At 57.4% G+C, this 21,794-nt stretch carries 24 protein-coding genes; 11 read left to right on the top strand and 13 right to left on the bottom strand.

From position 1 onward, the window contains the following. Nucleotides 1-30: 30 nt before the first annotated feature. Together JOE33_RS04745 and JOE33_RS04750 are read left to right on the top strand one after the other, a co-directional pair. The gene (locus JOE33_RS04745) at nt 31-1,734 is read left to right on the top strand and encodes a VPA1262 family N-terminal domain-containing protein (protein ID WP_187626042.1); all 1,704 of its coding nucleotides are present in this window, start codon (nt 31-33) and stop codon (nt 1,732-1,734) included. Then, nucleotides 1,731-3,668: a hypothetical protein gene (locus JOE33_RS04750; RefSeq protein WP_187626043.1), complete on the top strand. Its 1,938-nt coding sequence runs from the start codon at nt 1,731-1,733 to the stop codon at nt 3,666-3,668. The genes JOE33_RS04745 and JOE33_RS04750 overlap by 4 nt, the downstream gene beginning before the upstream one ends. 680 nt (nt 3,669-4,348) lie before the next feature. Here the strand turns inward: JOE33_RS04750 and JOE33_RS04755 are convergent. Further along, nucleotides 4,349-4,606, bottom strand: coding sequence for a DUF1652 domain-containing protein (locus JOE33_RS04755; RefSeq protein WP_122693713.1), 258 nt, complete (start codon nt 4,604-4,606; stop codon nt 4,349-4,351). Between the two features lie 213 nt (nt 4,607-4,819). Between JOE33_RS04755 and JOE33_RS04760 the strand changes: the two genes are divergently transcribed. From JOE33_RS04760 to JOE33_RS04770, 3 genes are all read left to right on the top strand, one after another. Next, entirely contained in the window at nt 4,820-5,323 is a 504-nt protein-coding gene (locus tag JOE33_RS04760; RefSeq protein WP_096243351.1) for a cupin domain-containing protein, read from the top strand. A 261-nt stretch (nt 5,324-5,584) separates the two neighbouring features. After that, nucleotides 5,585-6,115: a hypothetical protein gene (locus JOE33_RS04765; RefSeq protein WP_187626044.1), complete on the top strand. Its 531-nt coding sequence runs from the start codon at nt 5,585-5,587 to the stop codon at nt 6,113-6,115. Between the two features lie 55 nt (nt 6,116-6,170). After that, nucleotides 6,171-6,551: a c-type cytochrome gene (locus tag JOE33_RS04770; protein WP_187626045.1), complete on the top strand. Its 381-nt coding sequence runs from the start codon at nt 6,171-6,173 to the stop codon at nt 6,549-6,551. A gap of 66 nt (nt 6,552-6,617) precedes the next feature. Here the strand turns inward: JOE33_RS04770 and JOE33_RS04775 are convergent, their stop codons facing one another. Next, entirely contained in the window at nt 6,618-6,788 is a 171-nt protein-coding gene (locus JOE33_RS04775) for a DUF6021 family protein (protein WP_032611406.1), read from the bottom strand. A 157-nt stretch (nt 6,789-6,945) separates the two neighbouring features. On the opposite strand from JOE33_RS04775, the gene JOE33_RS04780 reads away from it, so the two are divergent. After that, complete coding sequence (locus JOE33_RS04780) at nt 6,946-7,365, top strand: DUF4124 domain-containing protein (RefSeq protein ID WP_187626046.1); 420 nt, start codon at nt 6,946-6,948, stop codon at nt 7,363-7,365. Between the two features lies 1 nt (nt 7,366). Here JOE33_RS04780 and JOE33_RS04785 read toward each other — a convergent pair whose 3' ends face one another. Continuing rightward, nucleotides 7,367-7,696 (bottom strand): EthD family reductase, encoded by a 330-nt coding sequence (locus tag JOE33_RS04785; RefSeq protein ID WP_010427062.1) that lies wholly within the window; start codon nt 7,694-7,696, stop codon nt 7,367-7,369. A 152-nt stretch (nt 7,697-7,848) separates the two neighbouring features. Between JOE33_RS04785 and JOE33_RS04790 the strand changes: the two genes are divergently transcribed. The 3 genes from JOE33_RS04790 to JOE33_RS04800 all read left to right on the top strand — a co-directional run bounded on the left by JOE33_RS04790 (nt 7,849) and on the right by JOE33_RS04800 (nt 10,054). Then, the gene (locus tag JOE33_RS04790) at nt 7,849-8,142 is read left to right on the top strand and encodes a DUF6388 family protein (RefSeq protein ID WP_003396701.1); all 294 of its coding nucleotides are present in this window, start codon (nt 7,849-7,851) and stop codon (nt 8,140-8,142) included. Nucleotides 8,143-8,268: 126 nt separating this feature from the next. Beyond that, nucleotides 8,269-8,958 carry a crotonase/enoyl-CoA hydratase family protein gene (locus tag JOE33_RS04795; protein ID WP_010427065.1) on the top strand — a complete coding sequence of 230 codons (690 nt, stop codon included), beginning with the start codon at nt 8,269-8,271 and terminating at the stop codon, nt 8,956-8,958. Nucleotides 8,959-9,082: 124 nt separating this feature from the next. Further along, on the top strand, nt 9,083-10,054 hold the full coding sequence (locus tag JOE33_RS04800) for a magnesium and cobalt transport protein CorA (RefSeq protein WP_032611400.1): 972 nt from the start codon (nt 9,083-9,085) through the stop codon (nt 10,052-10,054). Between the two features lie 63 nt (nt 10,055-10,117). Here the strand turns inward: JOE33_RS04800 and JOE33_RS04805 are convergent, their stop codons facing one another. Continuing rightward, nucleotides 10,118-10,846 carry an amidotransferase gene (locus JOE33_RS04805; RefSeq protein WP_187626047.1) on the bottom strand — a complete coding sequence of 243 codons (729 nt, stop codon included), beginning with the start codon at nt 10,844-10,846 and terminating at the stop codon, nt 10,118-10,120. A 609-nt stretch (nt 10,847-11,455) separates the two neighbouring features. Here JOE33_RS04805 and JOE33_RS04810 point away from each other — a divergent pair. Next, complete coding sequence (locus JOE33_RS04810; protein WP_003415870.1) at nt 11,456-11,827, top strand: rhodanese-like domain-containing protein; 372 nt, start codon at nt 11,456-11,458, stop codon at nt 11,825-11,827. 54 nt (nt 11,828-11,881) lie between these two features. On the opposite strand, the gene JOE33_RS04815 is transcribed toward JOE33_RS04810, so the two are convergent. From JOE33_RS04815 to JOE33_RS04850, 8 genes are all read right to left on the bottom strand, one after another. Beyond that, nucleotides 11,882-12,712, bottom strand: a complete 831-nt coding sequence (locus JOE33_RS04815; RefSeq protein WP_003371560.1) for a transglutaminase family protein — start codon at nt 12,710-12,712, stop codon at nt 11,882-11,884. Beyond that, the gene (locus JOE33_RS04820; protein WP_010427066.1) at nt 12,709-13,668 is read right to left on the bottom strand and encodes an alpha-E domain-containing protein; all 960 of its coding nucleotides are present in this window, start codon (nt 13,666-13,668) and stop codon (nt 12,709-12,711) included. Before JOE33_RS04820 ends, JOE33_RS04815 begins: the two co-directional genes overlap by 4 nt. 12 nt (nt 13,669-13,680) lie before the next feature. Further along, the gene (locus tag JOE33_RS04825; RefSeq protein ID WP_002552858.1) at nt 13,681-15,090 is read right to left on the bottom strand and encodes a circularly permuted type 2 ATP-grasp protein; all 1,410 of its coding nucleotides are present in this window, start codon (nt 15,088-15,090) and stop codon (nt 13,681-13,683) included. Nucleotides 15,091-15,551: 461 nt separating this feature from the next. After that, entirely contained in the window at nt 15,552-15,893 is a 342-nt protein-coding gene (locus JOE33_RS04830; protein ID WP_010427069.1) for a ribonuclease E inhibitor RraB, read from the bottom strand. 246 nt (nt 15,894-16,139) lie between these two features. Further along, nucleotides 16,140-16,376: a hypothetical protein gene (locus JOE33_RS04835; RefSeq protein ID WP_010427071.1), complete on the bottom strand. Its 237-nt coding sequence runs from the start codon at nt 16,374-16,376 to the stop codon at nt 16,140-16,142. 190 nt (nt 16,377-16,566) lie between these two features. Next, nucleotides 16,567-18,654, bottom strand: a complete 2,088-nt coding sequence (locus JOE33_RS04840) for an LTA synthase family protein (protein WP_010427073.1) — start codon at nt 18,652-18,654, stop codon at nt 16,567-16,569. Nucleotides 18,655-18,918: 264 nt separating this feature from the next. After that, nucleotides 18,919-19,779: a polyamine aminopropyltransferase gene (gene speE / locus JOE33_RS04845; protein ID WP_032611394.1), complete on the bottom strand. Its 861-nt coding sequence runs from the start codon at nt 19,777-19,779 to the stop codon at nt 18,919-18,921. Between the two features lie 201 nt (nt 19,780-19,980). Next, nucleotides 19,981-20,172 carry a PLDc N-terminal domain-containing protein gene (locus JOE33_RS04850; protein ID WP_003315122.1) on the bottom strand — a complete coding sequence of 64 codons (192 nt, stop codon included), beginning with the start codon at nt 20,170-20,172 and terminating at the stop codon, nt 19,981-19,983. 154 nt (nt 20,173-20,326) lie between these two features. Between JOE33_RS04850 and JOE33_RS04855 the strand changes: the two genes are divergently transcribed. Beyond that, on the top strand, nt 20,327-21,253 hold the full coding sequence (locus tag JOE33_RS04855; RefSeq protein WP_010427078.1) for a ZIP family metal transporter: 927 nt from the start codon (nt 20,327-20,329) through the stop codon (nt 21,251-21,253). On the opposite strand, the gene JOE33_RS04860 is transcribed toward JOE33_RS04855, so the two are convergent. Then, a complete protein-coding gene (locus JOE33_RS04860; RefSeq protein WP_187626049.1) occupies nt 21,250-21,768 on the bottom strand; it encodes a hypothetical protein in 519 nt (172 codons plus the stop codon). The two genes, JOE33_RS04855 and JOE33_RS04860, sit on opposite strands and share 4 nt — an antisense overlap. Between the last annotated feature and the right edge of the window lie 26 nt (nt 21,769-21,794).

Here is a 21,794-nt window from a genome sequence, read left to right on the forward strand (position 1 = left end):
GGATCCATCATCCAGGGAGGCAAGGATCAGATGTTAACCACTGCCCAGAATGCGGCTATTCTCGAAGACGATTACGAGCATGCCGTGGTTGATATGGCGTGTCTGTTTCACAACGATGCATGCTACTTAGTATTCGCAGCAGCACAGCTGTTCCCTGCCGAACTTGACGCCCCCGCCGAAGAACAGCCAACCAGCCATCCGGTCAAGATGTTGAAGAGCAAAGGCCGATTGGTGCGACGCCGGTATATCGTGACGGCCAAGCAGGCGCAAGCTTGGTATCACGACTGCCTAAAAGGTGAGGTGCAGTTACTGAAGGGCGATGAGCAGCGTCATCGACCGCTGCACGAAAAGCTATTTCCCGAGCCCTCTTGGCCACACTTGGCGACCACTGAAGATTTCGTCGCGGTGAGTGATGTGATGGGAGCACTACGTGTGCACCACCTTATGCCTCGTGACTGCCCGTCCGTGCTATCTCAGCTCTGCGACGCCGCACCAGCTGCAGTAGCATGGCTGTGCAGTGAGCTGGGTATCGACTTCTTGCGTCATCCTGAACAGTTTGGCTCAGTACATTTGCTGTTGCCGAACCCCGTCTTGCGGGACCTGCAGATCAAACTCCATATTGATGCGTGCGGCGCTGAAAAATCTGTGCTGCGACTATCGCCGAGGCGCAATCACTCGGTCAGTGGCCTTGAAGCGATGATGGTGGAGCATCGACCTACGGGGATAAGTGCCATCCAGACAGTCACTGCCGAGGGTTCGTACCTCGAAATTCCCCATGCAGGTACAGCCGAGAAATTCGAACTGTTCATCCGTTGCCCGGTACGGGGCGTGCTGGAGTGGAAAAAAGACCGTAGCTATGTCACTGAGGGGCACTTGGGGCTGGAGGTCACAGGTACCAAAAAAGTCATTCAGGTCCCCGGCAAGGCCGGACTTTCGTTCACCGTTGACGTCCGCGAGCGGGTTTCGGAGCAAGTGATAGGCAAGCCTCGTCGCGCTAACAGCATTCCGACGAGACTGCGTCAGGGGCAATATGACCGTCAGCGGACACTGGCCGCCGAGGGCCTCGGGCAGAAGTGGCTGCATCGCAACCAGGAAGAAGCGACAGCCTTCGTTCGGCAGCTCATCGGCGCGGCCAAACACCGTGTATGGATTATCGATCCATACTTTGCGACGGCCGAGCTTTTCAGTTTCGCCGCTGCTACGGCCTATCTGAGCACCGAAGTGACGATTCTCACCGGCGCGAGTACCGCACTCACCAAACCCGATGTCAACGACAAGGAAAAGGAAGCTGGTGAGGTCATGCTGCTAAACACGTCCCACAGTGGCATGAAGCATATTCAGGTACGAGTGATGACCGGTGCCATGCCAACGGTGCATGACAGGTTTCTGGTGATCGACGACGATGTTTGGTTCACCGGTAACTCACTCAACTCGCTTGGTGAACGCGCTGGAATGATGATCAAGCTCCCGGCGCCTGAGCCGGTGATCGACAAGATCAGCCAGGTCCTGCATGACCCGGATCGGACCAAAACCCTTGCGGACTGGGTAAAACACCGCCTAGAGACACGAGAGTCTGCGCCATGCTCAAGGTTCATCAAACTGCTCCGCTGGGCCCGTAAGCTCAAAGGTGGAGCGTTTGGCAGGCCCCGCCCGCTCTCGACATTGCAACCGCCTGTTTTGGAGATTGATAACAAAATAAATGAGATGAGCGTCGATCTGGAGAAAACGCCATGATCGATCCACGCTTCGCTGAAACGGATTACTACGTCAAACGGTGTGTTCAGGAGGATGAATTGGCACGCTCTCTCTGCGAACAGCTCTGGGTTCCCCGCGCACGAGCAGTCATCGCCGAACTGCTGGGCCGGCTTCTCGCCAGTCTCGATGGTGACACTGAGGATATTCCTGAAAAGCTCCGGGAGGTCAGCCTGCTGTACGGGCACGCACTAGATGATCTAGACCTGCCTGAACAGTCGAAACATGCTATTCACGCCCTATTGCACGACCTGATGCACAACGACGCAGAGGGGGGTGAAGCCCTAATCGTCGGCCTTGCTCTGGGAGATGCACTGCTTGAACGCGCTCGATTCGCTATCGATATCGTGCCGGTTGCATTGCTGGCCAGACACAACTATCTGCTCGTCATCGGTCTCACCGACGCGACTAAAACTTCCCTTGCGTCTTCGGATCATCAACTGTGGGGCGCCTTTGAGTCACTAATCGCCTATGAGAATCGGCTCCATGAGGATCCGGGCCACTTCCGTCACAAACATCGTATGGACATGCTGAAAGGCTGGCAGCAAGAAACGGACATGCACGAGCTTTGGCATATGCATGCTTGGGTAATGAGCTATTTGGGCCCGGAGGTGCTTTCGCTTTTGATGCCCGCCCGCCATGCCGATCCAAAACGCTACCTACAAATGGCCGAAAAGCTCACGTTTCCGACGATTGCGGCGGACATGCTCTATACATATGACATTCGCTACGATTTCGATCACCTGCTTGTATTGATGGAAAGTGCCCCGACCGTCTTGGATGACAAGGGCAACTGGAATCGAAACATGATGGCTCCACTACTGCTCAAGGTTGCCTTCCAGCATCTGCAGGGTCTGGGCGACCCGCCCGGAACAGCAGAGCCTTTCGCAGATCTGGACGAAACGAGAGCGAAGGTGCGTTCGATTGTATTGGTACTGCTCACGCGCACCGATGGTCGCTACCTCTGCGTGAACTGGCTTATACACCTGCTTACGCCACTTCACCGAACCTGGGCCTCTCAATTTGTGGACACTCTCATCGATGAATGCATCATTCAACTGACGAGTAATGCTTTTCCGGCAACAACGCTAATTCTGCCACCCATGCAAAAGCTGAAAATCGGGCTGCAGGATCTCAAAGACATCACTTTGTCCGACGAGGATGGCAAACGCGCGTACTTTAACTTTTTCATTGCGCTGTTACTCCAGAGTAAGGCGCCCGTCACAGCGGACTTACGTGAGTCGTTCGAGAGTCTTCTGGTTGCAGCTCGAATTCAGTTCGGCTCCTCAACTCAGTACAAATTCGGTTGGCAGCATGCGTTGGTGGCCAATCTCTACCTGAGTGAAAATGAGTCTATTACCGACAGATGGCGAGTCGCATTTGATCGTTTCGCCTCGATGCTCAGGCGTGATCGGCTCGATCAGGCCGTCAGGAACCTGGGTGTGCCGAGCTTGTTCCTCGCGGGTGTGGGCATCGCCATGATTCGAGTTGGCACAAGTCCGGACGCCCAACCAGCCCTCGCGGCGCAGATGGCGAAGTTATGGTCGACTGTCTTCGAAGCTGCATTTCACGCCCATGTCTGCTCCGACCCTTTTGACACTTGGGCCGCTGTAACTGAAGACCTGTTTAGGTGCTATCCCCGCATCCAAAGACTCGAAGGGGAGGACGGGTCTAGGCCGCTTCTGACTTACGTTGAGCGTGTGGGCTCAGATGACCGTTTGCTGGTTCTGGCCATCACGGCTCTTGGCATGGAGGGGCTTGATCTACGCGAGGTTATCGATGACGACAATCTGCGAGACAAAATAGAGGATCGCATCACCACATACCTTGCATGGAGCATGCAATTCGAATCACAACAGCCCCCAGCTTATATACGCTCTTATTGGCACAATAGACGCAATCGCCGAGTCACCTGAGATGACGGGGACGTTGCCAGCGATCGCGAACTCCCCACAATTTCGCTTTTTGCGCGCACTGCCAAACGGGTCTGCTTTGGGCCGGGGCTGTGTAAAAACACTTTCGTTCGGATGTAGTAATCAAAATCGGCGCAAAAATCACTCGCCTACCCAATATCTTGATCTGCTGACTAACCGAAACGCTTGCAGATTCAACGTAGAAGCGAGGACTTTAAAACGGAGTCTACGTTTTTACACAGCCAGGACCGATAGCTGCCTGTGACGACAGGCAGCTCTTGGCCGATAGCGGTCAGTCGCCACCGGCAGATTCAAACCCAAGCGGAGACGCCTGCGACCAGACGCAATCAGTCGACATTACGAGAGGGAAGCAACCTCAGGCCCGACTCAAGGCCCGTTTCTCGGGAAAGCATCGAGTCATTGTCTTGGTGATGAACTAGCAAGGGTAGAAGCTCCGGGATCGCACCACGCCATTGACGATTACTTGAGCCCCCCTCCTTCACCGCCATATCGATAAAACGCAAAGCCCCTGAATTCTGAAAGGAATTCAGGGGCTTTGCGTTCTCTGACGTATCAAAAGCAGCTGTGAGACGCCGAATGGGCGAATGCCCACGATAAGACTAGAAACGATAGAGCTTCGTGAGTGCAATCAAATAACCGCAATCAAAATACAAGCCCGGTCCCTACGCCATCCGCCTCATGGACAAGTTCATCTGCCCCATCAGGTCTCGCTGTTCTCTCAGGGAGAGCACCAGCCGTGCGATGGATCTGCTGCTCTCTACCTCGGACAGGGACAGCCCCGTTACGTAGAGCTGGATATCACCTGACTCGGGGTGGAGAAGCTTCACCGAGAAGGTTTCATTTGGCGCTACGACGCACTCGCACTTTGAAGGCAGAAAAGCTGTTTCAAGAACTCGCTGAATATCGGGTTTTGAAAACATGGTGCGTCCTCTGGAAGGGGCCGAAGCGTGATGTAAAGTGTAGACGAGTTTCAGGCGAATAGGTTTCCGAGCAGCGCAACGAATGCACGCGGGGCCGGGGCTTTTTGTGGCGACTGCCTGGGACTGTTTTGCCTGATCAAGGCAACTGCCTGCAACACCTTACGCTCTCTGGTCTAAAGTACCCTCTCCTGAACTCCCCGAGCGTCGAACGATATGAATGAACGCGCACGTGAACTGGCGTCTCGTCTGATTCGCAATTTCAACGAGGCTCCCCTCGCACATGAAGTTCGTGAACCGCTGTATGAAAGCTCTGCGGCCCGCCTGGGCACAGGCACGGCGGCGCAAAAGCTGGGGGCATCGATTGACGTCGTGGCGCCGGGCAAGCGCTCCTGCCCTTATCATTTCCATCATGCGCAGGAAGAGATGTTCGTGATCATCGAGGGCGAAGGCAGTTTGCGTGTTGCGGGAGAGATGCTGCCGATCAGGACGGGGGACATCGTGTTTATCCCCGCTGGCGCCGACTACCCACACCAGATAATCAATACCTCACAGGCGCCGCTGAAATACCTGTCGATCAGCACCCGGGAAACACCCGAAGTGTGCGAGTACCCGGACTCGGGCAAGTACCAGGCCATGGTTTCAGTTCAAGGAACCCGAGTGTTCACAGCCAACCAGCGGACCACGGAAAACCTCGATTACTGGGACGGCGAGCCGTGATTTGAATTGTTTGTAAATTGTATCCGGCAGTTCACGCTTTTTTCACGTTCGCGGGTTTATTGTTAACTCAATTCCCAGCAAGACCTTAAGCCCGCTACCCCCCATCGCGGGCTTTTCTTTGTCTGCGATTTGAGCATGCAGCGTCTGGCATGGGTCAAGAGACATCAGGGACACGACTGCTCAAGCAAGCGTCGGGCAGACAGGGAACATCATGCAGAAACCGATTTCCAAGCCCTACCTCCCGGATGAAACCCGTCAATCATGAAAAACACCCTGAAAAAACTGCTCCTCGCCGTGGCGTGTCTGGCGGCGGCTCCCGTGTTCGCTGCGTGTCAGATGACGCCAGTGGCGTACGACATGCCTTCGCAGCGTCTGGACGAGGCCTTGCAGCAACTGGCCCATCGATCCGGCTGCCCGGTGAAGGTCGACCTGGGCGCGGATAGCAGCAGAAAGGTCAAGAAGTTCAAGGGCACGTTCACCCCGGATCAGGCGTTGTGGCTGGTCTTGAAAAAAACCGGGCTGGAAGGCTATCTCGAAAATGACGGGCTCACGGTTGACCGTCGAGGCCAGGATTTTGTGAACCAGCGAGCAACAGAGCTACGCACGGCTATCGATGAGGCAGGCACGCGGATGGAGGCCAGAAAGAAGAAGCGCTTCCTTCATCAACTGGACACCATCGAAGCCGGAGCGAAGAAGCTGGTGCTTGAACAGAGCTTCGTCAGTGCAGCCGAGATGGCGAGTTACAAGCGTGACTTCGACGAACTGTCGAGCCAGATACCGACCAGCAAGTGAACCGCCGATAATTGCGTTAAAATTTGCCACTTTTAAGCGGAAGGCCAAACGCGCTGTGGATTATCGATTAAAAAAAACCGCATTACTCCTGCTGGCACTGGCCCTGCCCCCCATTGCTCAGGGCGCGGGTGATGCGGAGGCCGGGAAAGCCGTGTTCACCCGCCTCTGCTCCGGCTGCCACAAGATCGGACCCTCTGCACGCAGCGCATTTGGCCCGCCCCTCAACGGCATCATTGGTCGTCAGGCGGGACAACAGGAAGGCTACGTGTACACCGATGCGATGAAGAACTCCGGGCTGGTCTGGACGCGTGAAGAGTTGCGCACTTATATCAAAGACCCGAGCGAAGTTGTCCCCGGCACCCGCATGAAGCTGTGGTGGATGGGCAACGATGAGCGAATGGAAGATCTGCTGGAATACCTCGATGCCAATAAGTAGTACGAGGGGATAAAGCGAGGTTCGGATATAAATCGCCCCCGTTAATCAACGAGGGCAACCTGTCAGTTACTTGTCCGGCGTGTAAGGCGGGTAATCATCCTTACTGCCTTTCTCGGTGGCCGGAGTCTTCGCCGGCTCGGTAGGGTCGATCTGCGGGTCTTTGGTGTTCGGCGATTTCTCGTCGAAGCCCGGATCATTCTTGTTTTCGTTGCTGCTACCTGGCTGGGTGCCGGTCATATGCGCCTCCGTTTTTTGAATTCAGGACCTGATATTCAGAGAGCCTTTGGCCACAGCCGTGCGATGTGTCTGACGAACGGGCCTGGCAGAGGGATATGGCAGCGGTAAAGAGCAAGTGGTAGCCTTGCGCCATGCTCGCGTCCTGCAGGGATACATAATGAAAAGGCTTTCAATAACGCTGTCGGTGTTCGCTTTGCTGGGCAGCGGCGCAGCACACGGCGAGATCTTCAAATGCACATCACCGCAAGGCAAGGTGAGTTATGCATCGATCCCGTGTGATGAAAGTGCGCAAAGCGCACTGCAACGTCAGGGTCCGTCCTACATACGGCGTGAAGACGAGCCGCTGGACTACGTTCACCAGACCAACCTCAAGGCTACCGAATACCTGAAGGTCGGCGGTCGCACTCGAGTGCAGGTGATCGAGACCGAGCGCTACAAGGCCTTCCAGAGAAACCGCCCGCCTCCCCCGAACATCCCCTCGCAGTGCCAAAGCCCGCGTTACGACAGTCAGTGTTTCGATCCGTCGGGTGGAATGTCCTCGAAAAAACAGGCGGCGTTTCGGGATATCGCTCGATGACTTACAGAGCGGTTTTCACGTCGGCGCGCACTTCACTGATCTGAATTTCGGGGATCAGGTCAGTGTAGTTGACGATATCGGCATTGATCTGCTTTGAATGCGGCCCCATGCCAGCTTCAAAGTCTTCAATGGAATCACAGTAAATGTGGCACATGCCTATATATGCGGGGTCGGAGCCTGGGGTTGCTCCACCTATGCCTCGGTCCACGCTGTAGCCCTTGCAGTACTTGCCCATCAGTTCCTGCACCAGCGGCATGTGTCTGTCACGATAGTAATCGTGGTCGAAACGGGCACCCTCTTCATACGCATACAGCACGCTGACTTTGATCATAACGACAGGTTCCTCTTCAAATGGTCGATAAATTCGTGCGGACAACCGCTTGCAAGTGCTGACACCAAAGGCCACCTCCCTCACAATCACGCTGTCTTGCCAGACTATTCAAAGAGACAGCCTGGCTATCGAAACGTTTGAGGCAAAACCACATGAATACACTTGAGTGGAACGAGGCCGCGCTGGCGAAATACCTCGCGACCCATCCGACCCTGAAGGATGAAATCAGCGCATTGAGCCCCAAGGAGCAACAGCAGCAAGTGCAATGGGCATTCGAAGACGAGGCCGAGAGCCAGGGTATCGAGACCTGGGAGCTGGCACTGGAACTGATTGCCGAGTCGCCCGAACAGTTGCAGAGCATGCGCCTTGAAGCACACCGCCAGGTCGCCGAAGCGCTGGGGATGGACTGGGAAGAATATTGCGGGTTCAACGATATCCAGCCATGACATCAACCGCCGCCCGGCGATAAATCAGCCATTGATCGGTACGCCATTCAGTGACCCGGCAGTCAGCGCTTTACCTGTTCCTTATGGATGAGTAACGTTTGCTCACTTCAATAAAGGAATCACGTCATGAGTGATCTGGTCTCGTACCATCTGGACGACGGCGTCGCCACGCTGACCCTGAACAACGGCAAGGTCAATGCCATTTCCCCGGACGTGATCGTTGCGTTCAACGCCGCACTGGACCAGGCCGAAAAGGACCGGGCAATCGTTATTCTCACCGGCCAGCCGGGCATTCTGTCGGGCGGCTACGACCTCAAGGTCATGACCTCCAGCGCCGAGGCCGCGATCGAGCTGGTCGCACAAGGCTCGACGCTGGCACGGCGCATGCTGTCGCACCCCTTCCCGATCATCGTCGCCTGCCCCGGCCACGCCGTTGCCAAAGGCGCCTTTCTGCTGCTGTCCGCCGATTATCGAATCGGTGTCGCCGGGCCGTTCAGTATCGGCCTGAACGAAGTACAGATCGGCATGACCATGCATCATGCCGGTATCGAACTGGCGCGCGACCGCCTGCGCAAATCGGCTTTCAATCGCTCGGTGATCAACGCCGAGATGTTCGACCCTGAAGCAGCGATGGCCGCCGGTTTCCTCGACCGGGTGGTCAGCATCGAGGAGCTGCAGAGCACCGCACTGGCCGTCGCCGGGCAGTTGAAGAAGATCAATATGAGCGCGCACAAGAAGACCAAACTCAAGGTCAGAAAGGCTTTGCTCGACACGCTGGAGGCAGCGATCGAACAGGATCGGCAGCACATGCTCTGATCCTCAACCAAAGTCCGTATCAACGGGCTTTCGTTTATCGGCGAACTCATACGCGTTTGATCAATCTGATCAGCGACCGCGCATGTTTTTTGCGCCACTGACAAATTGAAGAAGCGATAGCGCCATGGGCCGAGTTGTTGCAGCAGCGGTGTACAGCAAGGGCAAAAAAGTCCGTGATATCACCCTCGATGAGGGCGCTGCCTGGGCAGCCAAGCCCGATCATTTCGTCTGGATAGGACTGGAGCAGCCCACCAACGCGGAGCTGACCAGCCTCAAGGAGCAGTTCAACCTGCATGAGCTGGCCCTTGAAGACGCGCTGGAAGTTCATAGCCGTCCGAAGCTGGAAACCTTTGGCGATGCGCTGTTCATCGTGACGTACGCCCCCGTGCGCGACAACGGCAAGCTGCTGTTCATCGAAACCCATATCTTCGCCGGCAAGGGCTATATCATCACCTCGCGCAACGGTCACTCCAAGTCCTACGGACTGGTGCGTCAGCGCTGCGAGGCCAGACCACTGCTGCTGGAGCACGGCGAAGACTTCGTGCTCTACGCGCTTCTGGACTTCGTGACCGAGAACTATCAGCCGGTGACCGAAGCCATTCACGCCGAGCTCGAGCAACTGGAGCAGAGTGTCATCGGTGGTTCGTTGCGCGAGTCCGATATCCAGCACATTCACGCCCTGCGCCGCGACCTGTTACGCATGCGCCGCTACGTGGCACCAATGGTGGAAGTGGGCGAAGAGTTGCAGAGACTCAGTTTTCCGTTCATCGACAAGAACATGCGCCCCTACTTTCGCGATGTCGAAATTCACGTCAAGCGCCAGATGGAAGACTTGGGCAACCTGTGTGACATCGCCAGCCAGACCATCGAAATCGGCCTGCTGCTGGAGTCTTCACGGCAAAGCATCGTGCAACGCAAGTTTGCCGGATGGGCAGCGATTCTGGCGTTCCCGACAGCCATTGCCGGCATCTACGGCATGAATTTCGAGAACATGCCCGAACTCAAGTGGGAACACGGCTACTTCATCGTACTGGGTGTCATTCTGGGCGGGTGTACGGCGCTGTTCGCCAGCTTCAAACGCTCCGGCTGGCTATAACCCCGTCAGCCCATTTCCATTCAAACAGTCCGGCGAGCGCATGACGATGAGCCATGCGCCAGGTCAGACGGACTGGTTATCCGGTTTGTGCGCCACAAAGCGCATCATCCACTCCGCCACCGTCGCGCCATGATGGTCGTGGTTCAGGCTCGCGACACCCTGCTTGTAAATCTGCTCGCCCAGCGCTTCCTGACGAAGGTCGAGCAAGGTGCGGGAAAAGTCATGGATGAACTCGGGATGCCCCTGGAAACACAGCACCTGATCATTGATATGGTAGGCGGCAAACGGGCAGAACTCGCTGGACGCAAGCACCGTCGCGTTTTCGGGCAGCGCAGTCACCTGATCCTGATGGCTGATCAGCAGCGTGAGCGTGTCCATCGCCGGCGTCATCCACGGCCTGGCGGGGGCCAGTTGATAATGGTGAATGCCGACGCCCCACCCCTGCACCGCACGCTCGGTCCTGCCGCCCAGCAGCAAGGCCAGTAACTGGTGACCGAAGCAGATACCCAGCAGTTTTTCGCCGCGCTGATACAGCTCCAGCAGATAGACCTTCAGGGTCTGAATCCACGGGTCGGTGCCGAATGAGTCGGCCTTGCTGCCAGTCACCAGGTAAGCATCGAACTGCTCGTCTGCAGGTGGGTAGTCCCCTTGCACCACGTTGTAGACCGTAAGTTCTGCGGCGAGGGGCTGACGAGCGAAGAGTAATTCGAACATGCGCCCATACCCATGATATTGCTCGACCAGTTCAGGCCGCAGATTGTCGGTTTCCAGAATACAGATGCGTAAAGACATAAAAGGGACCCTGAAGCAGTAATGAGGCAATAGCGCACCGGCAGAGCCTGCCTTGAAGACCTCGGCAAATCAAGCTGCACCCCGGCCCGTTTCAGACGTTTATTCCATGTAGGAAAATTCTGTCCCGGACGAGCGGTGCAAAGCTGACGGCCACTGACGAAGCGTCTAGAAAAGGCCTGTGCATTCAGCGCCGCACCCGGTAATAACGTTCGCTTCTAGATAAACACAATTAGATCCCCAACAGTTCTAAGCTGAACGGCACCTCGGCTCTATGGTTATATCTGTAACAGGAGACGCGCAAAATCCTTTCAGCGCTCGGGCCAGCGGTCGAATGACCGGACCCACCTGTTCAATGCGCAACCTTGCCAGCAGTCGATTATCTGTTTTGCAGATCGGGCCTGCTTCTGTCGCTCAGGAATAACAACAAAAGGCGGTCAGCCATGTTCAAGTACAAACACTCCAAAGTACGTCAGGCGGGATTGATCCTCTTCACCACTGCGCTGTTATTGATCGTGCCTAACCTGAATCGATTGTTTGGCTGATCCACGCGCTTTCGATCAACGTTCAACTGTGCCACTCTTTCCTTTCGCACTGAGGGAGGTTGAATGTATGCGCCAATGGATTGCTGTTTGTGCACTTGTCAGCAGTTTCGCAGCACACGCGGGGATGGTCGATCAGGCTGCGGCCGTGGCAGCGCTGAAGGAAGGCAAGCTGGCGATGGATGTGCGTAGTCAGACCGACTATGACGCAGGCACGGTACTGAACGCCGTGCGCGTCGATGACCGACGGCTGGTCAATCAGATGAAACAGGTGCTCAACGACCGCAATGCGGTGTTCGTGATTTTCAGCAGCACGGACAGCAAGGCCGACAAGGCTCAGGACCAGCTCAGGGCTGCGGGCTACTTCAGCGTCATCAATGGCGGCAACTATGAAGAGCTGCACAACGCACTCTACGACATCACCGACGACCCCGCCGAATAAGCAATGGCCGGGCAGTTGAGCCCGGCCATTTCATGATGCGCAGCCCGTTACGGTTTACTGATGCTGCGTCTGGACCTGCACGCGGGTTTTCACTTTCGGCGTGCCGGTCATGGGCGATACCACAACCTTGGCATGCATCTGCTCGGATCCGCCGCCGCGGCGCATGCCGCGCACCGGGCAGGCGTCCAGATAGTCCAGCCCTACCGCCAGTTTCAAATGACGCTCGGGGATGGCCAACTGATTGGTCACATCAAAACTGTACCAGGCGTCGTCTATCCAGGCCTCGGCCCAGGCGTGACTGGACAGGTGTTCGCTGTCTTCGCTGCACAGATAACCGGAGACATAACGAGCCGGCACACCAAGGCTGCGGGCACAGGCGAGAAACGCGTGGGTATGGTCCTGACACACGCCCGAGCGTCCGGCGAAGGCCTGCGCGGCACTGGTGTCCACTTCGGTCGCGCCCTGGGTGTAGGTCATGTGCTGATTGAGCGCCTGCATCAGGTCGATCAACCCCGTGCGGTCAGCCCGCTTGCGGCACTCCATGGCCGCAAAACTGCGAATCGCTTCGTCAGGCTCGGTCAGTCGCGTCACGCGCAAAAACGGCAATGCCGACTGGCTTTCGTGCTCGGCCTCGCGGGTTTCGTCGATTTCCACCTGCCCGCGCGCGCCGATGATGATGGCTTCGTGCGGCTCTTCCAGGCTCAGGACATGCAGGATATTGCCAAAGGGGTCGATCTGCGCACGCACCGGACGTGGCAACGTCAGCTGCCAGCTGAGCACTTGCTGACGCTCACTGTCGTGAGGCGTCAGGCGCAGATACTGGATACTCGAACGCACTTGGTCATCGTAGTGATAGGTGGTCTCATGGCTTATCGAAAGTCTCATGCAGCCTCCAGGTACGAAGTGTGAATGGCATCACCCAGTTGGGCCAGCATCGGAATGAATTCGTTCAACCACTCGTGCAGGCCTTCATCCAGAATCTCGTCGATGCTGGTGTAGCGCAATCTCGCGTCCATCTCGGCGGCCATGCGCTGTGCGGGTCGACCATTGACGCCGGGCAGGCTGGCCAGAATGACGTCCATCTCTTCCAGACACGCGCGTAGCGAGCGCGGAATGTCGGCACGCAGCAGCAACAGCTCGGCAACCTGACGCGCGCCTGGCGCATCCCGATAGACCTCAGTGTAAGCCTCGAACGAGGACAGTGCGCGCAGCAAGGCGCTCCACTGGTAATAACCGGCCGCCGAGTTGTCTGCCGCAGCATTGGCCTGTGGCCCGCGCAATTCAAGCATTTCATAGCGGGCATCGAGCATGCGCATGGTGTTGTCGGCGCGCTCGATGAAAGTGCCCAGACGGATGAAGCGGAACGCGTCGTTACGCATGATGGTGCCGTAGGTGGCGCCACGGAACAGGTGCGAACGCTCCTTGACCCACTCGCAAAAGCGGCTCATGCCGTAGCGGGTCAGCCCCTGCTGGGCGATACCGCGAATCTCCAGCCAGGTGGAGTTGATGTTCTCCCACATGTCCGCGGTAATGCGCCCGCGCACCGCATGTGCACTGACCCTTGCTGCGCCCAGGCAGCTGTAGATACTGGCCGGGTTGGTGGCGTCCAGAGCAAAGAAATGCAGCATGCGTTCGGCATGCAGTTCGCCATGACGCTCGATATAGGTTTCCAGCGTTCCGGTGATCAGCAACGGCATGGCTATTTCATCCAGCCCGTCGCCCCGCCCGTCCTGCGGCATCAGCGACAGCGAATAGCTCACGTCCAGCATTCGGGCGAGGTTCTCCGCTCGCTCCAGGTAACGCGACATCCAGAAAAGATCAGAGGCAGTTCTACTTAACATTGGCAGGCATCCTTAATCCTCGACCACCCAGGTGTCTTTGGTTCCGCCACCCTGCGACGAATTGACCACCAGTGAGCCTTCACGCAAGGCCACTCGGGTAAGCCCGCCAGGCACAACGCGGGTTTCACGACCGGACAGAACAAACGGGCGCAAATCGATATGTCGCGGGGCTATGCCGTTCTCGACAAAGGTCGGACAGGTCGACAGGCACAAGGTGGGTTGGGCGATGTACGCGTGCGGCTTGGCCTTGAGGCGCGCCCGGAAGGCTTCGATCTCGGCGGCGGTCGCGGCGGGACCGACCAGCATGCCGTAGCCACCGGAGCCCTGGGTTTCCTTGACGACAAGGTCGCCGAGGTTGGCCAGCACATGCGACAGTTCTTCCGGCTTGCGGCACTGCCAGGTCGGCACATTCTTGAGAATCGGCTCTTCATCCAGATAGAAGCGAATCATGTCGGTGACGTAGGGGTAAACCGACTTGTCATCCGCGACACCGGTACCGATGGCATTGGCAAGGACCACGTTGCCGGATCGATAGGCCGCCAGCAGCCCAGGGACGCCCAGCATCGAATCGGGGTTGAAGGCCAGCGGATCCAGAAACGCGTCATCGAGACGACGGTAGATCACGTCAACGGCTTTCGGGCCGTCAGTGGTGCGCATGAACACGCGGTCATCGCGAACAAACAGGTCGGCACCTTCCACCAGCTCGACGCCCATCTCGCGAGCCAGAAACGCATGCTCGAAAAAGGCGCTGTTGAAGCGACCAGGCGTCAGCACCACGACACTCGGGTTGTCCAGATGGCTGGAACTCTTGAGCGTGTCGAGCAGCAGGTTCGGGTAGTGGTCGATCGGTGCAATGCGCTGCGCGGAGAACAGCTCCGGGAACAGGCGCATCATCATCTTGCGGTCTTCGAGCATGTAGCTCACGCCGCTCGGGGTGCGCAGATTGTCTTCCAGCACGTAATAGGTGCCGTCACCGTCGCGCACCAGATCGACGCCGGAAATGTGCGAGTACAGATCGCGGTGCAGATTCAGGCCCTGCATTGCCAGCTGATACTGCTCGTTGGCCAGCACCTGTTCGGCGGGAATGATCCCGGCCTTGATGATTCGCTGGTCGTGATACAGATCCGCCAGAAACATGTTCAGCGCCTTGACGCGCTGAATGCAGCCGCGCTCGACAACCCGCCATTCGCTGGCCGGGATGCTGCGCGGGATGGTGTCGAAAGGGATAAGCCGCTCGGTGCCCTGCTCATCACCATACAGCGTGAACGTGATCCCGGCACGGTGAAACAGCAGATCGGCTTCGCGCCTGCGTTGAGCCAAAAGCTCGGGAGGCGTATCGCCCAGCCAGCGGGCAAACTCCCGATAGTGCGGACGGACTACGCCGCCCGCATCGTACATCTCGTCATAAAAGGTGCGGATCATGCCGTACTCCTTGTCACCATGGACACCAAGACCATCGCAAAGCCCGTGCCACCGGCATAAACGCTTTGATTTCAAAAGGTTAGGTAAACACTCGACGCTCTACGCACCATTCCTGTGCACTAAACGCCCAAGCCAATTCTTTCGCGCCTCATTCGGAAGCGTCATTCAACCGTGAAATCTATGATCAGCATAGTCAGAGTTGATTTCCGCCAACGACATTAGTTCGCCACACTCCACAGCAACCGAGCAAACAGGGCACCAAACGCCGCTTTTGCCCAAATCGATATTTTGTCCAGCATGCCAAAAACGCTTGCGGATTTTAAACAGACTTCCCTTTGCGCCACTCGTTTGAGTGGCTTTTTTTTGACCACCGTTCAGGAACGGTCAGCGAAAACAGAACCGGCCGATCCGGAACGTATCCCGAATCAGCCGGTAGTGTATTGCCTGACAATCCGCAGCCATCAAGCGTGCAGTCTTCTGATCTCCTGAGTAACGCCCCATCCCTCGACTTCGCCGTCCATAGGTGAAATGACCGTCTGGAAGTCCTGCTCGAAGTCACCAATGCCGTCATAAGTCGCGTACATGACTTTGCTCAATTGCAGGTGCCAATTGCCGTCATCACGTACGTTTACCTGAGTGTTGAGGGATTCGCCGCGAAATTGCTCTGCGGCCTGCCGTGCCCGTTCCTCATCCGGGAAGATGGCGTAGAACTCGATGGGATAGATTCGCGCGAAATCAAAACCGCCTTCCTTCATGCGGCGCAGTACGTTACTGCTGATGTCCTCTTGATAGGCTGTGCTCATGAAACGTCCTCCTATGCAACGATAGATAGAGTTTCAACTCTTCCAGAGCGACCGCCGAGTCCTCGGAGGCCACCTCACGACAGATAATCCGACGCGGGGAATCAAGCATGTAGCTGACCGGACCAGGCTTGGCACCGGTCGGTATCGAGATGTCAGAGGCTGCCTGAACAGCCTCATCTGCAGAGTAGCCCCATCGTGGGCCGGATGCCAAGTGGTTGCCACGAAAAGGTTTTTGATCAGCGCAGATCAGGCGACTTCTGTAATGGAAATGATCCGCACACTGTTATGGTCCTTGAGCGTCTTCACGGTAGGCTCCTCAGTGCGCCCATCAAGATCATTCAGATTCAGCTCGTCGGTGACCGGGTAAAGGTCCTTGCGCAGGAAGCGCGCGGCCTCCTCCTCGCTGGGACGCTCATCAAAACCAGCCTCGCGGCGTTGCTGCACACCATCCTTGTCCAGATACAAAATGGCCCACTGTTTCATCAATGCCTCCCGTACGAAGCCAGGCACTCTGGCTTATGTGATCTGGACCTTTTGGCCCGCGTATTCGTTCAACCAATTACGCCGAAGAACCAGCCATGCCGGGCAAAAAAAAGACCCTCGCAGTCAATGCCGAGGGCCCTTGTCGCTTGACTGATCCGGCTCGCCGGTCAGCCGGACGAGTCAGTCGTCATCAGTTGCGGTTCTTGCTGGCCTCTACACCGGCCGTGTTGTCCAGAAGGCTCTTGGTAGCCGTCTGCAGGAAGCTTTCCAGCTTGCGCTTGAGCTCCTGCGTGTCGGGCGCATCAGGCACTTCTTCGGCATGCGGCTTGGCGCCGAGGGTGTAGGTCAACAGCTTGGCAGGCATCTCGGTCGGTTCGATCAGGATACGGTTGCCGCTGATGATAGCGACCACCTGCTCACTGCCCGACGGCTTGATCACACCGAAGCCCTTGTCACCCTCAGGCAGGTTCAGCAGATCGCGGCCCCAGCACTGGTTGCGGTTCAGACCACCCAGACGCCCCATGATGGTCGGCACTACGTCCACCTGCGTACCCACGATGCTGCTGCGCTGGCCGAACTTCTCCTGCACACCAGGGCCGATCAGCAGCAGAGGCACGTTGAAACGGCCCAGGTCCATTTCAGTCAGCTGCTTGTCGTTACCGAAACCATGGTCGCCCAGCACCACGAACAGCGTGTTCTTGAAGTAAGGCTCTTTTTTGGCCTTCTCGAAGAACTGGCCCAGCGCCCAGTCGGCATAACGCATGGCGGTCAAATGCTCGTCCAGCGAGCCGTGCCCGGTCACACGCTCGACCGGCAAAGGATCTGGCAGCGCATACGGCGTGTGGTTGGACAGGGTTTGCAGCAAGGCATAGAACGGCTTGCCGTCCTGACGGGCCTTGAGCTCCTGCGCGCCACGGTCGAACATGTCCTGGTCGGAAACGCCCCAGGTCGGATCGGAGAACACCGGATTGACGAAGTCTTCACGACCGACGAAGTTGGTCATGCCCTGGTTGCTGAAGAAACCCGACTGGTTGTCCCAGGCAAAGTTGCCGTTATAGACGTAGACATCATCGTAGTTGCGACCCGTACTCAGCAATTGCGGAAGACCCGACAGCTTGTGGCTGCCTTCCGGCGTCTGCATCAGGTACTCGAAGCCCGGCAGGTTCGGGAAGCACGCCATGGTGGCGAACATACCCTGGTGGGTGTGAGTACCGTTGGAGAAGAAGTGATCGAACAACAGGCCTTCCTTGGACAACTTGTCGAAGTACGGCGTGATGTTGGCATCGTTGCCCAAGGCGCCCACCGAGTGACCGGCGAAGCTTTCCATCAGGATCACGACCACGTTGCGGATCGGCAAGGTGTTCTCTGCCGGTGGCGTGAAGTCACGACGCACAGCCGCGATATCCGGTTCGACCAGCTTGTCGTTCGGGGTCAGCAGCATGTCGCGCACCGTCTGCTGGGCCTCGGCCTGTGGCAGCGTGGCTTTCCAGATGTTGTCGCGATCTTCAGACATACGGCTCTTGGCCGCAGTGATCAGCGTCAGTGTGCCGTTCAGGCCCAACTGGTTGGCGAAGTTGGACTCAGTGGTGTAAGCGTCACCCCAGCGCAACGGCGGGCCCTGGCGCAGAGTGCCACGGATGCAGACCACCATGACCAGCAATACCAGAACGAACACACCGGCGCGCACATACCACGGCGCAACGGAGCGAGTGGCCTCCGGGCTGGTTTTTGCAGCGACACGTGGACGGGTTGCACGGTCAATGCCCTTGAACACCAGGCTCAGCAGCCAGGTCACCACAGCCCATGCCAGCAGGTAGCGGACCACCGGAAAACCGTACCAGAGCATGCTCAGAACAGTCTTCGGGTCTTCCTTGACGTATTGAAACACCAGACCGTTAAGGCGCTGGTGAAACTCACGGTAGAAGTCCATTTCCATCAGGCCGAAGAACAGCGTGATGCTGCCGACCAGGGTCAGCCAGAAACGGAAGAACCCGCGGGCCGCCATGGCGCGTGCGCTGAACAGCGACAGCACCAGCGGAATGAGCAGGTACATGGTCAGGCGCAGGTCGAAGCGCGTGCCGTTGAACAGTGCTTCAAGGAACGTCGAGGCAGGCGTGTCGCCAATCATCTCGCGGTTGTAGACCAGCAGACCGATACGCAGAAGCGTGTACATCACCATCAGGGCGAAGCCGCTGAGCAGGATGTAAGCCAGATGCGATTTGACAGTGGGGTTTTGCAGGCGGGCTTGCCGATGAATCTGGGCGTCCGTTTTGGCCATGGTTGTCAGGATCCGGTGGATTCAGGGGTAGGTTCAGAGTGCAGTGCCGCCCTCCTCTTGAGGGAGACGGCGCGCAACAGGGCGCAGATATTACTTGATTGCGGGTCGCCAGGGGCCAGGTCAGCCGATGAAGACGCTTGCCTGTTCAGCTTCGCGCGCAATTTTGTGACAGAACTTGTGAAATTTCTGTCGCGAATTACGCGCTTATAAAGCCTTGCAGGCGACGCTCGAGAAAATCCGGCTCCGAGAAGCCGGACCGGCTCATCAGTCGTTGCTGGCCTTGCCCACGGCCTGCAGAACGTACTGCGGCAAGGCGAACGCGCCGATGTGGACTTCCGGATTGTAATAACGCGTAACAATACCGCTGCCCGAAAAACGCTGACGCAGGGTTTCCAGCGACAGTTTGCGATAGCGCTTGTCGGTCGAACCCCAGGCGAAAGTCATTGCTCCGCCGATGTAGGTCGGGATCGCTGCGTGATAGAAATGCCAGTCGGCAAACAGACCGTTCATGCGCCCGGCTGTGGTCTGCACACCGCTCAACTGCATGAAAGGCGTGCCGTTCTGGGTGACCAGAATGCCGCCTTCGTTGAGGCAGCGATGGCAGGCCTGATAAAAGTTTTCCGAGAACAGGACTTCACCCGGGCCGATCGGATCGGTGGAGTCGGAGATGATCACGTCGAACTTCTCTTCGGTGGTCGCGACGAAGCGCATGCCGTCGTCGATGACCAGGTTCAGACGCGAATCGTCGAAGGCACCGCTGGAATGATTGGGCAGATACTCCTTGCACATCTCGACCACGGTCGCATCGATCTCGACCATGGTGATGTGTTCGACGCTCATGTGCTTGGCGACTTCACGCAGCATGCCGCCGTCGCCGCCGCCGATGATCAGCACACGCTTGGCTGCGCCATGCGCCAGAATCGGCACATGGGTGAGCATTTCGTGGTAGATGAACTCGTCCGCTTCGGTGGTCTGGATGACGCCGTCCAGCGCCATGACACGGCCCATGCGCGGGTTCTGGAAGATCACCAGGTGCTGGTGATCGGTACGTACTTCGTGAAGCATTTTTTCCATACGAAAGCGCTGGCCGTAGCCTTCGTATAACGTTTCCTGATAATCGCTCATGGGTAAGCTCCCGCTGGGTACTGATGACAGGACGGCCGACCGCCCACAACAAAGGCGCGCATTCTACGTCGAGGAACATGACAGGTCGAACCTCTATGGCAGTTCAGTGCGTCACCGCTGCTGCCAGTGCCCTGTGCATGAAACGAAAAACGCCTGATTACCCAGGGTAATCAAGCGTTGTTTGCCCAGCGTGTGGACGTATCACATGCGTACGTTGCCACGCGGCCCGAGGATTGCCCAGATGATCAGGCCCACCACAGGAAGCAGTACGATCAGCAATACCCAGAGGATTTTCTTGCCAGTTTCGGCACCGCTTTTCAATACGTTGATGATGGCCCAGATATCGAGCGCCAGAATGATCAAGCCGACCAGGCCGTTGAAGCTAGAACCCATGGTGTTGCCCCTAAAATGAATGCTTACCCTCCTAGGATAGTAGCGCCGTTCGGGGGTTCCGTTGAACCAACCTTATATTCTCGGGCTCCCAAGCGGGGTCGACTTTGCATTTCAGTCACTATCGTCTCCCCTCTTTACAAAGGTAGCTCTATTAATGCCTACGCCCGCACAATCCCGAACGCCTTGGGCGAACTGGTTAAACCAGCTTCAGGGCAGCCCGCTGGTGAGCCTGGGCTTCGCCCTCGCCCTGCTGATCGTCGTCGGCCTCGGTGGCATCAGTCTTTACAACGCCTTCTATGGCACCAGTCAGGTCAACTTCAATCACGCCCTGCTGGGCGGTATAGCTGGTTTTCTGGCGACGGCGCTAGGCGCGGTGATGGCGGTTGCCCTGCGCAATGTTTCGCAACGCGCTCAGGACATCATGCTCGGGTTTGCCGCGGGGATGATGCTGGCGGCCAGCTCGTTCTCGCTGATTCTTCCAGGCCTGGAAGCCGCCCGGGACATTACCGACAGCGGCCCGTGGGCAGCTGCGACGGTTGTTGCCGGTCTCGGGCTGGGTGTGCTGCTGATGCTGGGGCTGGACAGGTTCACCCCGCACGAACATGAAAGCGTAGGCCGCCAGGGGCCTCATTCGGACCGAATCAGTCGGGTCTGGCTGTTTGTGCTGGCGATCACCCTGCATAACCTGCCTGAGGGCATGGCGATTGGCGTCAGTTTCGCCAGCGGCGACATGAATGTCGGTCTGCCATTGACCACGGCCATCGCCATTCAGGACATTCCCGAAGGTCTGGCCATCGCGCTGGCCCTGCGCGCGACCGGCCTGTCGGCCTTCAAGGCGATGCTGGTGGCGATCGGTTCCGGCCTCATGGAGCCACTGGGCTCACTGGTGGGCCTGGGCATCTCCAGCGGCTTTGCCATCGCCTACCCGCTGAGCATGGGGCTGGCGGCAGGCGCGATGATCTTCGTGGTGTCCCATGAAGTCATCCCGGAAACCCACCGCAATGGCCATCAGACCTCGGCAACCCTGGGCCTGATGGGCGGCTTTGCGGTAATGATGTTTCTCGATACGGCGCTGGGTTAACCGCGCAGTGCCTGCAGTGCGGGTGCGGCATGGATGCCGGCCGATGCTGCCAGCTCGAGTACGCGAGCTTCGTCACGGCCATACACCAGCACCGTTTGCAGCTCGTCATCCAGTGGCTGGCTGAAGTTCATCAGCACATAGCCGCCCATGTCCTTGTTCATGCTGCTCAACTGAATCTGAATGCGATTGAGCGCTACCAGCGGTTCTACCTTGGCCAGTTGTTTGGGCTTGATGTTGAAGGCCACGTCCTTGCCAAACGACTGAACGATCTGCTCGAACAGGTCCATGTAGCTGTCGGCCTGGAACAATACGGTTTCCGGCAGACTGCCCACCACCACCCACTCGCCCAGCGGGATCGGGAATGTATCGTCGTAGTTGATATCAGGATTGGCGGCCAGAAATGCCTGCGGATCGGCATACGCCTGCGCGGCTTCATCGGCGATATGCACGATTTCATCATCGCCCATGCAGCCGGAGCTGACTTTGCTGATTAATTCGACCAGTGAGTCTTTCATGGGGGCGATCCTGATAGCGGGCAAAA

Origin of the sequence: Pseudomonas sp. PvP027 (assembly GCF_017833005.1) — a bacterium.
Taxonomy (GTDB): Bacteria; Pseudomonadota; Gammaproteobacteria; order Pseudomonadales; family Pseudomonadaceae; genus Aquipseudomonas; species Aquipseudomonas congelans.

What these genes read in the sequence shown, in the direction of transcription:
- JOE33_RS04745 (WP_187626042.1), top strand. Translation starts at nt 31, where the DNA reads ATGTTAACCACTGCCCAGAATGCGGCTATTCTCGAAGACGATTACGAG.
- JOE33_RS04750 (WP_187626043.1), top strand. Translation starts at nt 1,731, where the DNA reads ATGATCGATCCACGCTTCGCTGAAACGGATTACTACGTCAAACGGTGT.
- JOE33_RS04755 (WP_122693713.1), bottom strand. Translation starts at nt 4,606, where the DNA reads ATGTTTTCAAAACCCGATATTCAGCGAGTTCTTGAAACAGCTTTTCTG.
- JOE33_RS04760 (WP_096243351.1), top strand. Translation starts at nt 4,820, where the DNA reads ATGAATGAACGCGCACGTGAACTGGCGTCTCGTCTGATTCGCAATTTC.
- JOE33_RS04765 (WP_187626044.1), top strand. Translation starts at nt 5,585, where the DNA reads ATGAAAAACACCCTGAAAAAACTGCTCCTCGCCGTGGCGTGTCTGGCG.
- JOE33_RS04775 (WP_032611406.1), bottom strand. Translation starts at nt 6,788, where the DNA reads ATGACCGGCACCCAGCCAGGTAGCAGCAACGAAAACAAGAATGATCCG.
- JOE33_RS04780 (WP_187626046.1), top strand. Translation starts at nt 6,946, where the DNA reads ATGAAAAGGCTTTCAATAACGCTGTCGGTGTTCGCTTTGCTGGGCAGC.
- JOE33_RS04785 (WP_010427062.1), bottom strand. Translation starts at nt 7,696, where the DNA reads ATGATCAAAGTCAGCGTGCTGTATGCGTATGAAGAGGGTGCCCGTTTC.
- JOE33_RS04790 (WP_003396701.1), top strand. Translation starts at nt 7,849, where the DNA reads ATGAATACACTTGAGTGGAACGAGGCCGCGCTGGCGAAATACCTCGCG.
- JOE33_RS04795 (WP_010427065.1), top strand. Translation starts at nt 8,269, where the DNA reads ATGAGTGATCTGGTCTCGTACCATCTGGACGACGGCGTCGCCACGCTG.
- JOE33_RS04800 (WP_032611400.1), top strand. Translation starts at nt 9,083, where the DNA reads ATGGGCCGAGTTGTTGCAGCAGCGGTGTACAGCAAGGGCAAAAAAGTC.
- JOE33_RS04805 (WP_187626047.1), bottom strand. Translation starts at nt 10,846, where the DNA reads ATGTCTTTACGCATCTGTATTCTGGAAACCGACAATCTGCGGCCTGAA.
- JOE33_RS04810 (WP_003415870.1), top strand. Translation starts at nt 11,456, where the DNA reads ATGCGCCAATGGATTGCTGTTTGTGCACTTGTCAGCAGTTTCGCAGCA.
- JOE33_RS04815 (WP_003371560.1), bottom strand. Translation starts at nt 12,712, where the DNA reads ATGAGACTTTCGATAAGCCATGAGACCACCTATCACTACGATGACCAA.
- JOE33_RS04820 (WP_010427066.1), bottom strand. Translation starts at nt 13,668, where the DNA reads ATGTTAAGTAGAACTGCCTCTGATCTTTTCTGGATGTCGCGTTACCTG.
- JOE33_RS04825 (WP_002552858.1), bottom strand. Translation starts at nt 15,090, where the DNA reads ATGATCCGCACCTTTTATGACGAGATGTACGATGCGGGCGGCGTAGTC.
- JOE33_RS04830 (WP_010427069.1), bottom strand. Translation starts at nt 15,893, where the DNA reads ATGAGCACAGCCTATCAAGAGGACATCAGCAGTAACGTACTGCGCCGC.
- JOE33_RS04835 (WP_010427071.1), bottom strand. Translation starts at nt 16,376, where the DNA reads ATGAAACAGTGGGCCATTTTGTATCTGGACAAGGATGGTGTGCAGCAA.
- JOE33_RS04840 (WP_010427073.1), bottom strand. Translation starts at nt 18,654, where the DNA reads ATGGCCAAAACGGACGCCCAGATTCATCGGCAAGCCCGCCTGCAAAAC.
- speE (WP_032611394.1), bottom strand. Translation starts at nt 19,779, where the DNA reads ATGAGCGATTATCAGGAAACGTTATACGAAGGCTACGGCCAGCGCTTT.
- JOE33_RS04850 (WP_003315122.1), bottom strand. Translation starts at nt 20,172, where the DNA reads ATGGGTTCTAGCTTCAACGGCCTGGTCGGCTTGATCATTCTGGCGCTC.
- JOE33_RS04855 (WP_010427078.1), top strand. Translation starts at nt 20,327, where the DNA reads ATGCCTACGCCCGCACAATCCCGAACGCCTTGGGCGAACTGGTTAAAC.
- JOE33_RS04860 (WP_187626049.1), bottom strand. Translation starts at nt 21,768, where the DNA reads ATGAAAGACTCACTGGTCGAATTAATCAGCAAAGTCAGCTCCGGCTGC.